Source organism: Hyphomonas sp. (assembly GCF_040882205.1).
Classification (GTDB): domain Bacteria; phylum Pseudomonadota; class Alphaproteobacteria; order Caulobacterales; family Hyphomonadaceae; genus Hyphomonas.
Genome location: NZ_JBBEBT010000081.1, coordinates 1 through 6468, shown reverse-complemented (window position 1 = coordinate 6468; position 6468 = coordinate 1). Strand labels below are relative to the sequence as shown.

5 protein-coding genes are annotated in these 6468 nt (G+C 63.8%); 1 reads left to right on the top strand and 4 read right to left on the bottom strand.

The window, feature by feature from the left end; all coding sequences use genetic code 11:
* Window positions 1-136: 136 nt before the first annotated feature.
* From WEA77_RS03635 to WEA77_RS03625, 3 genes are all read right to left on the bottom strand, one after another.
* Window positions 137-1420, bottom strand: coding sequence for an acyl-CoA dehydrogenase (locus WEA77_RS03635; RefSeq protein WP_368066503.1), 1284 nt, complete (start codon window positions 1418-1420; stop codon window positions 137-139).
* A 14-nt stretch (window positions 1421-1434) separates the two neighbouring features.
* Entirely contained in the window at window positions 1435-2559 is a 1125-nt protein-coding gene (locus WEA77_RS03630; protein ID WP_368066502.1) for an acyl-CoA dehydrogenase family protein, read from the bottom strand.
* A 142-nt stretch (window positions 2560-2701) separates the two neighbouring features.
* Window positions 2702-4072, bottom strand: coding sequence for an APC family permease (locus WEA77_RS03625; RefSeq protein WP_368066501.1), 1371 nt, complete (start codon window positions 4070-4072; stop codon window positions 2702-2704).
* Window positions 4073-4340: 268 nt separating this feature from the next.
* Here WEA77_RS03625 and WEA77_RS03620 point away from each other — a divergent pair, with 268 nt between their 5' ends.
* Entirely contained in the window at window positions 4341-6038 is a 1698-nt protein-coding gene (locus tag WEA77_RS03620) for a class I adenylate-forming enzyme family protein (RefSeq protein WP_368066500.1), read from the top strand.
* A 27-nt stretch (window positions 6039-6065) separates the two neighbouring features.
* On the opposite strand, the gene WEA77_RS03615 is transcribed toward WEA77_RS03620, so the two are convergent.
* Window positions 6066-6468: GGDEF domain-containing protein (locus WEA77_RS03615; protein WP_368066499.1), on the bottom strand; the 403-nt coding region annotated here is incomplete at its 5' end.

Genomic DNA, 6468 nt, shown 5'->3' with positions numbered 1-6468 from the left:
CGAAAGATGTACCGGGGCATACCTTCCCCGACATGCAAGGCTGGATAGCAGAGAGAAATGGCGTCGCCAATGCCCGCGATGCGGGCGGCGCTGGGCAAAAGCGGCGGGGCGTTGCCGGGTTTCAGGCAACCCAAAGTTAAGTTCGCGGCGCCTCGGCGGACGACTTCTTGCCGCGCCCGCTTGTCGGAATGTCCTTGAACGCAACATCCTTGTCGACGCGGATGTCGCCGGGCAAGCCCAGCACCCGCTCACCGATGATGTTGCGCAGGATCTCGTCCGAGCCGCCTTCAATTCGCGTGGCCGGCGAGCGCATAAGCATGGCCTGGAACCGGCCCTGCTGCGGGCTGTCCTCATTCCAGATCGCGCCGGCTTCGCCTTGCAGGTCCAGTGCGAAGATGGAGAGATCCTGCATGGCGGCGCCGGCGACCAGCTTGCCGATGGAGTTCTCCGGGCCGGGCGTCTCGCCTTTCGAAAGGGCCGAGATGGCGCGCATGCCGGTATACTTGAGGCCGCTCTGCTTGACGGCGAGCTGCGCCAGTTTTGAGCGGACACCAGAATCCTCGACCGCGGGCTTGCCGTCGATTTCGGCGTCCATGCAGTATCGGAAGAGATCCGGGAACCCGGTGGACATGCCAGAGCCGATGGAGAGGCGCTCGTTCATCAGCGTGGTGAGCGAGACTTCCCAGCCCTGCCCCACTTCGCCGAGGCGCTGGTTGTCCGGGATGCGTACGTCGGTGAAGTAGACTTCGTTGAAGCTGGACTGGCCGTTCGCCTGCTTGATCGGGCGCACTTCGACACCGGGGCTCTTCATGTCGAGGAAGAACATGGTGAGGCCCTTGTGCTTGGGCACATCCGGATTGGTGCGGGTGATCAGGAGGCCCCAGTCTGAATACTGGGCGCCGCTGGTCCAGATTTTCTGGCCATTGATGATCCAGTCGCCCGAGCCGTCATCCGCTTTGACAGCGCGGGTGCGCAGGCCGGCAAGGTCGGAGCCGCTGGCGGGCTCGGAGAAGAGCTGGCACCAGACGTGTTCGCCGCTGGCGAGCGGCGGCAGGAGCCTGCGTTTATGCGCGTCGGCGGCCCAGGCCATGACGGTGGGACCGCACATGCCGTGGCCGATGGTGAAGACGCCGGTGAGGGCGGCATAAGGGCCCTCTTCCTGTCCCCAGATGACCCGCTCGATTGGGGTCCGCGCCGCGCCGCCGTATTCCTTTGGCCAGTGAAGGCAGGCCCAGCCGGCCTCGGCCTTCTTTTTCTGCCAGGCCTTGCCGGTGGCAATCGGGTCTTCGCTGACGACGCCGTTGGAGCCGAAGCTCGCGCGTTTCAGTTCTTCCTCGAGGTGTTTCGGGGCGTTGGCATCGATCCAGGCGCGGACCTGTGCGCGGAAGGCGGCTTCTTCGGCTGTATCTTCGAAATCCATTGTCTCTCTCCGTCTCAGGCTGCCGACCAGGCGTTGCCGGCGCTCATGCGTTCAATCAGATTCGTTTCCCACGTCGACAGCGAGCCGAGCGATACGGCGAGCATGTTCGAGCGACGGTAGAACAGGTGGCAATCGAAGGCCCATGTGAAGCCCATGCCGCCGTGGACCTGGATATTGTTCTTGGCGCAGTGCTGGAACGCTGTGGTCGAAGAGACACGCGCCGTCGCAGCGGCCACCGGCAGTTCGCCAGCACCCGACACCAGCGCCCAGGCGCCGTAGTAGCAGTTGGACCGGGCGAGTGTGGCTGAGACGTACATGTCTGCCAGGATGTGCTTTATGGCCTGGAAGGACCCGATGGGCCGGCCGAAGGCCATGCGCTCCAGCGCGTAGTCGCGCGCCATTTCCAGCGCGCGGTCGGCGCCGCCGAGTTGCTCAAACGCCATCAGGATCGCCGCGCGGTCGATGACCTGCGAGGCGATGTGCCATCCATCGCCGCGGGTGCCGAGTAGTTCAGCTGGGGCGCTCTCGAAGGTGAGCCTCGCCTGACCGCGTGTCGGGTCTATCGATTGGAGGGTTTCGCGGTGCACCCCGTCTGCGGCCAGATCCACCAGATACAGAGAGATCCCGCCCTTCTCGTCCCGGGCGGTGACGACAGCGATATCGGCAGCATCGCCGTCCACGACCGGCCATTTCGTTCCGCTGATCCGGCCGCCCTCCACCTTTGCCGCGATGGTCGCCGGCGTGGTGCGCCCCTGCCCTTCGCTGGAGGCGAAAGTCCCTACGACTTCGCCGGAGGCGAGCCTTGGAAGCCAGGCCTCCTTCTGCTTGGCGGAGCCGGCATGGAGCAGGCACTCCGCCGTCAGATAGATGGAGGATGAAACGGGCACCGGTGCGAGGCACCGGCCGAGTTCTTCCGCGATGACGCAGAGTTCCAGATGCGTCAGGCCCGAACCGCCATATTCCTCGGGAATGGCAGCGCCGAGGAGGCCGAGGTCGGCGAGGCCCTTGTAGAGCGCTTTGTCGTAACTTTCGGGGCCTTCGAGAATTGCGCGGACATGGGCTGATGTGCACTTCTCGCTGAGGAAGCGCCTGACCTGATCGCGCAGCTGTTTCTGCTCGTCTGAAAAATCAAGGTTCACGGATCTTCCTCCCAGTTCAGCGAGGCACCCACCGGACCAGTGGCCACCCTCAATTCCTGCATTTCAGACCCGATCTTTGAAGGTGGCCGGGAATTGGTCAATCCATTCCGCGAAGGCATCCCCTTGCACGAAACTGACGATATCAGGACCGGACGCCGAGCGCCGCCGCGCGATCGAGCGCGACCAGCAGGACGCCGCCAACGAGGAGCACCGCAATCGCGAACCATGCGCCCGCGCCGACATAGACGATTGCCGAGACAAGCATCGCGGCGCTAACGAGGATGAAGAGCAGCGGCAAGGCAGGGTAAAGCGGGACCCGGAACGGCCTTGGGGCACCTGGTTCGACCAGCCGGAGGCGTATGAGGGCGACGCCACTGGCGATCAGGAACATCCAGTAGATTGGCGCCGTGTAATCCACCAGCGTTTCAAATCCCCTGTAAGCCGCACCCAGGCCGACCAGCATCAGGGAAATCAGGCCCTGCACGAGGATGGCGTTTCGCGGGCTTTGCGTGTGCACGTTCCAGCGGCCGATCCACTCGAGCGCCGGAATGGCGGTTGCGGCCGCATAGGTCGTCCGTGCACCCACGATGATCGTTGCATTGACCGAGGTAACCGCCGCTGCGACCACGCCGATTGCGAGCACCAAACCTGCGCCCGGCCCGAATGCCCGCGCCATGAGATCTGCGGCAGGCGCTGGCGAAGCGGCCAATCCGGCAAGCCCCAATCCGCGCAGCATCGCCCATGCGGTGAGGAGATACAGCGCAGTGATGACGGTTATCGCGATCACCAGCGCCCGCACCATCCCGCGCTGGCCATCCTTTACTTCGGCCGACAGGGTGGCTGACTCCGTCCAGCCCCCGAAAGCGAGAAGGACAAAGACCAAGCCGTAACCCAGGCCTCCAATCGTCGGCGCGCTTTCCGGGCCAGGGTTCGCCGGTTCGATGCCGCGAACTTCGAGCCATACAGCCCCGGCGGCCAGCGACAGGAGACCGGCGACAAGCACCACAACCATCGCGCTGTCTCCAGCTTCACCGGAGCGGCGCAGCTTTAACGCCGTCACGGCGAGGACACTGACGAAGGCATAGATCGCCGGACCTGTGGGGCCGAGATCGACAACGCGGTTCATATAGTCGCCGATGACGAAGCCGAGGAGGGCAATCGCCCCCGTATTGATAACGGCGAGGCGGGCCCAGGCGAACAGGAAGGCAAAGCGGCGGCCAAAGGCACGCTCAAGGAAGTGGTAGTCCCCGCCTGGATGGGCGAAAGCTGTGGCAAGTTCGCAATAGCAGAGGGCGCCCACCAGCGAGATCAGGCCGCCGAGAGCCCAGAGGAGGTAGACGACCGTCTCCGATCCGGCGTTGGCAGCGACGAGGGCGGGTGACTTGAAGATGCCCGCGCCGATGACCATCGCAATGGTGACCACCGCGACATACCGGACCGAGACATGCCGTGCAACGCCTGCCGGGGCTGCGTCAGGGAATGCGGCCTTCGGCGGCCCGGATGGTGAACTCATTGCGACTCCCCGGAGATAAACGCGCAGGGTATAGCGCACCGCCGGGCGTCAAATGGCAAGCCTGATCAAGGGGCAAGACTGATCAAGGGGCAAGGCGGTTACGGGCCGCCTGCGCAATCGCCGCCCCTCAATACGGACAGCCTTGCCCGTACAGCGCCTGGACGGGGAGGCGCGGTGCTCGCCAGCACCTTCCCTCGCGCCATCATTCCTTCGGCGGTCGTTGTGTGTATGATTTGCCAAAATACACGAGGCAGCGCCGGGGAGAGCCATGCACTATAACGAGTTGAAGAAGGCACGCGAAGAACTGACCGGACCGGGCGGTGCCTTTGAGATCACCGAGACCGACGTGCTGGGCAATCGCTTGCGGGTGTTCAAGAATGCGCCTGGCAGCGTCCGGGAGGTCTGGCTTTCGACGGCGCAGTTTGCCGGGCGCACCTATCTGATTTACGGCGAAGAGCGCCTCACCTATGCCGAGGCCCACACTCAGGTGAACGCCGTCGCTGCCTGGCTGGCCGCGCAGGGCGTGAAGCCCGGCGACAGGGTCGCTGTGGCGATGCGCAACTTTCCGGAATGGATGCTGATCTATTGGGCGTGTGTTTCGACAGGGATCGCCGTCGTGGGCATGAATGCCTGGTGGACGGCCGAAGAAATGGCCTACGGCCTCTCGGATTCGGCGCCGAAGGTTCTGTTCCTCGATGAAGAACGTCTCGCCCGCCTCAACGAGCGACCGGAACTGGCAGGGCAGATGAAACTGGTGGGTGTGCGCATGCCGAACGCGCCCGCAGGCATCACGGCGTGGAGCAAAGTGATCGCGCATGGCGGCGCAATGCCGGACGTGCCGGTTGATCCTGAATCCGATGCCTGCATATTTTACACATCAGGCACGACCGGCTTTCCGAAGGGTGCCCAGCTTACGCACCGCGGCTGCGTCTCGAACCTGATGAACATGATGTATGCTGGCGCATCGACTGCGCTGGCTACGCAGCGGGCAACCGGCGCCGGGCCGCCGGCGGTTCCGCCGGTTCCGGTCACGCTGATCACGACACCCCTGTTCCATGTGACGGCCAATAATTGCGGCGCCTATGCCGCTACCGCGGCGGGTGGAACGATGGTCCTGATGTACCGCTGGGATGCGGGCGAAGCGCTGCGCCTGATTGCACGCGAGCGCGTGTCCGGCATGAGCGGCGTTCCGGTGATGGCACGCGAACTGATCAGCCATCCCGATTTTGCAACAACCGATACGTCGAGCCTTACCGCGCTGGCTGGCGGCGGCGCGCAGGTGCCGCCGGATCTGGTGCAGAAGATTGAATCCCAGGTCGCCACAGCGCGGCCCGGCACGGGCTATGGCATGACGGAAACCTGCGGAATCATCACCTCGATTTCGGCCGACTTCTTCGTCGACAAGCCGGACAGCGCCGGGCCCCCGATGCCGAATTTCGAAGTGAAATGCGTGGACGATAACGGAAAGACGGTGGCGCCCAGCGAAGTCGGCGAGCTTTGGGTGAAGGGGTCTTCGGTCATCAAGGGATATATCAACCGCCCGGACGCGACAGCGTCTTCGATCACGGACGGCTGGCTGCATACCGGGGATATTGCCCGCATTGACGAGGATGGCTTCATCTTCATTGTCGACCGCAAGAAGGACATGGTGTTGCGCGGCGGCGAGAACGTCTACTGCGCCGAAGTCGAGGCAGTGATCTACCGGCATCAGGATATTGCAGAGTGCTGCGTGTTCGGCGTCCCGGACCAGCGCCTCGGCGAAGAAGTTGGCGCTGCGATTGTCCTGAAGGCAGGCGCGAACCTCAACGAAGCGGCCCTGCGCGAGCATTGCGCCGCGATCATGGCGAAGCACAAGATCCCACGCTACATCTGGTTCCTTGTCGATGCCTTGCCCCGCAATGCGAGCGGCAAGTTCGTCAAACGGGAATTGCGTGACCGGCTGAGCGCGCAAGTCGCAACCGCCTAGGCGATGCCTTCGGCCTTGACGCGGTTTCTACCGGATTTCCCGGCGTCTTTTCTGGCGTCGCCGAGATAGCCGCCGGCCTTTCGCGATGGTTTCGCGCGCAGACATACCCGGCCAGAACCGCGCAACGCCGAATGATGCCGTCATGGCGTCGACGGGTGGTTCACCGTCTGCATACGCATGATTGGCGGACTTGAACGCGTGCCTGGTCTTGACGAGCAGGTTGTAGGCTGACATCAGCCCGCGGTCCGGCAGGATCATCGCGAAACCTTCGCTGCCGTAGCGGGCGACCATGTCCTGCCCGTTCAGGTATGCAGCGGCGAGAGACGCAAAACCTTGCAGGACAGCGTCACCCGCAGACTGGCCGAAGGTAGAGTGCACTTCCTTGAAGTTGCAGCCTTCCGCAAGGACGATGCAAAAGCTCTCATTCGCC